This window comes from Clostridium sp. (genome assembly GCF_036569345.1).
Classification (GTDB): Bacteria; Bacillota; Clostridia; order Clostridiales; family Clostridiaceae; genus Clostridium_AD.
The window spans coordinates 1-2,877 of sequence record NZ_DATCQT010000078.1 but is presented as its reverse complement, the minus strand read 5'-3'; the positions used below and the strand labels follow the sequence as shown (position 1 = coordinate 2,877).

Here is a 2,877-nt window from a genome sequence, read left to right as displayed (position 1 = left end):
ACCATAGCTCAAGCCATACTAGAAACAGGCTGGTTGCAGCATGTTAAAGGTAATAACATCTTCGGTATAAAATGGACAGCAGGTTGTGGATATGAAGTTCAAGAATTTAACACTCATGAATTTATAAGTGGTGTAAACACTCCCCTGGTGTGTAAGTTTAGAAAGTATGATACGCTCGAATCTAGCATACTCGACCATGGAAAGCTTTTAAGCTTCACAAGGTACAAATCTGTAATAACATCTAAAGATTACAGGGAAGCTTGCCAAAACGTTTATAACTCTGGCTACTGCACTGACAATGAGTACCCCCAAAAACTAATTACCATAATTGAGCAAAATAAGCTTCATGTTTATGATTCCACTCCCAAATCTGAAATCGCTAAAAACACAACTTCCGAAGATATTAAATATCTACAAAAGTGCTTAAATTTTATGAAAATAAGAGATGCAAGTAATAAAGCTTTAGTTATAGATGGATTCAGTGATCCACTAACCATAAGTCTTACTAAAAAACTTGAGCAAATACTTAACCTTTCTATTGATGGAATATGTGGACCTAAAGTATTATCTGAAGTAAAAAATATTATGAAAAGACCTCTATGTAGCACTAATTCTACAGGGTACATAGCAGCCATAAGATATATTCAATGGAGAACTCGTGCAGCTATCGATGGTATTTATGGAAATGAAACTGTAAAACGTGTTAAAGAATATCAGAAAACCAATAAATTAGTGATTGATGGAATTGTGGGTAACGGTACTTGACAAAGCTTACTCTCTTGAACTTTACGATAATATATGTAAATACGTATTGTAATAATTAATATACTGCTTAAAAAATAATTTATAATTACTAAATGGAAACAGAGAGACTTACGTAAATGTAAATCTCTCTGTTTCAGTTTATACCACGCTGCTAATAAAACACCAATATTCACATAGTAAACTAAGTAGTTAATTCTAATTTAAAGTTTTTACACTGGATTAATTTAAACCCAGTGTTCCTAATATACTAAACACTATTTGTTTTAATATCATTAAAATAAATAGTGCTATCATTGGTGAAAAATCAATAATCATATTATTAAAAAATCTATCCTGAATTTTCCTACCAGGTTGAAGAAGTGGGTTAGTAACTTTATGCAATAATTCTATATATTGATTTGTACGATTAGAATAAACCCAAGATAAAATCACTTCAATAATTATTGCATAATAAAGCACATTGAAAATTGTGTTAATTAAATTAATCAAGTTTTTTACCTCCTCCCAAATCAACTAATTCAGATAATTAATTAGTTGTTATCCTGATAATACTATATTCTTTCTAAAGCGTATGTGCTTTATTTATTTTCTAAAAGATTTGTAATAGGTTTATTGTTACACTATAATAACAATTATCTATTATTTAGTTTTTGCTTTTATAAAACTTTAAGGAAATAAGCCACTAAAATAAATAATTGATAAAATCAACCACATATAGACAAAATAGCAGTATTATTATAATTTGAATCAACTCAATTATCAGAGAAAACTATATTGATACTGATTTCAGTAATTAATAAAAGTCATAGGAAATTGAGTATATATGATGTTATAGACATATGACTGTTTATAGGAGGTGATTATTCATGGATTATTATGAACTATTAGAAGTTAGTCCCCGTGCATCTTATGAGGTTATAAGAAATGCATACAGGGCTTTAGCTCTTAAATATCATCCTGATACAAACAGTATTGATGATAAAGAAACTGCTGAAGAAAAGATGAAACAGATTAATTTAGCATATCAAATTTTGTACACTCCAAAAACAAGAGCAGAATACGATGAGAAAGAAAAACACAAAAACAGTAATAACGGAAATCATTATAAATACAATAATAATGGTCATGATCAAGAGGCTGAAGAACAGTCCAAAATGTTTAATTATCTTAATAAATTAGTATTATCAGTAATTACAGAAGGTATGATGCATGGCTTAAATTCATATCTTGATAAATTTGTTAATAAACATGATTCTGACTATTATGAATATCTACACAAGTCTTTAATTCATTGTGATTTGGCCATGTGTAGGTTAGGGTATGATGAACAAGGCAGCTCTTTGTATAAAAACATTAAAGAAATTGAAAATATAGTTAAGAAGGTTGATAATGACTCAATATTGTTAAAAAAGGTGAAGGATTTTATCATTTCTATTTTTAGAAATACAGTTAAAAATTACTATAAATATGATGAAAAGATTAAGATATTTGATTATCTTGAAGTGTTAGTAGCATCAGCAACAACTAAGTCTATTACCATTTTGAACAAAAATAGTTTTAATAAATTAATGGCTTTGCCTGATTCTGAGGTATACCCATATTTGGATGCAGAGCTAATGAAAAGTGCTGAGGAAATGAGACTTAAAGGAAAATCAAAAGAAGCAGTTGCATTACTAAACGACTTGAATCAAATCCATAATATTGTTGATAACGTTAAGTCTGATAAACTTTTAGTTGAAAAGGTAAAGGAATTTATTAGCTTTGTCTTTAAGAAAGCCAATAAATCAATTAATGTAAAAAATGGTATATAAAACTTTATTCTTCGGTTATGCATTTGGGCTTATTCAATCCATACAATTTTTTTTCTAACAGTTGAGTTAATTATTGTTGCATTTATATTAATTTCATATAATCTTCATATTGGGATTATAATCTCCATATACTTTTCAGATCTTATCAAAAAATTATAAATCATCTTTAGCTTAAATTCATAGTATAACTATCTTTTTCCCATTAAAATAACTGAATAACCTTAGAACCACAACATTTCTTATATTTTTTACCACTTCCACATATACAAGTATCATTTCTTCCTATCTTAGGAGTAGCAGA

4 protein-coding genes are annotated in these 2,877 nt (G+C 28.2%); 2 read left to right on the top strand and 2 right to left on the bottom strand.

Going from position 1 to position 2,877, the window contains the following annotated elements:
* Window positions 1–765, top strand: a 765-nt coding sequence (locus VIM70_RS07920) for a glucosaminidase domain-containing protein (protein WP_331945210.1), incomplete at its 5' end; no start/stop codon positions are given.
* A 219-nt stretch (window positions 766–984) separates the two neighbouring features.
* Here the strand turns inward: VIM70_RS07920 and VIM70_RS07915 are convergent.
* Complete coding sequence (locus VIM70_RS07915) at window positions 985–1,254, bottom strand: YggT family protein (protein ID WP_331945209.1); 270 nt, start codon at window positions 1,252–1,254, stop codon at window positions 985–987.
* 377 nt (window positions 1,255–1,631) lie between these two features.
* On the opposite strand from VIM70_RS07915, the gene VIM70_RS07910 reads away from it, so the two are divergent.
* The gene (locus VIM70_RS07910; protein WP_331945208.1) at window positions 1,632–2,576 is read left to right on the top strand and encodes a J domain-containing protein; all 945 of its coding nucleotides are present in this window, start codon (window positions 1,632–1,634) and stop codon (window positions 2,574–2,576) included.
* A 202-nt stretch (window positions 2,577–2,778) separates the two neighbouring features.
* Here the strand turns inward: VIM70_RS07910 and VIM70_RS07905 are convergent, their stop codons facing one another.
* The gene (locus VIM70_RS07905) at window positions 2,779–2,862 is read right to left on the bottom strand and encodes an SEC-C metal-binding domain-containing protein (protein ID WP_331945211.1); all 84 of its coding nucleotides are present in this window, start codon (window positions 2,860–2,862) and stop codon (window positions 2,779–2,781) included.
* Between the last annotated feature and the right edge of the window lie 15 nt (window positions 2,863–2,877).

Coding starts and splice junctions, on each gene's coding strand:
- VIM70_RS07910 (WP_331945208.1), top strand. CDS start 1,632: ATGGATTATTATGAACTATTAGAAGTTAGTCCCCGTGCATCTTATGAG.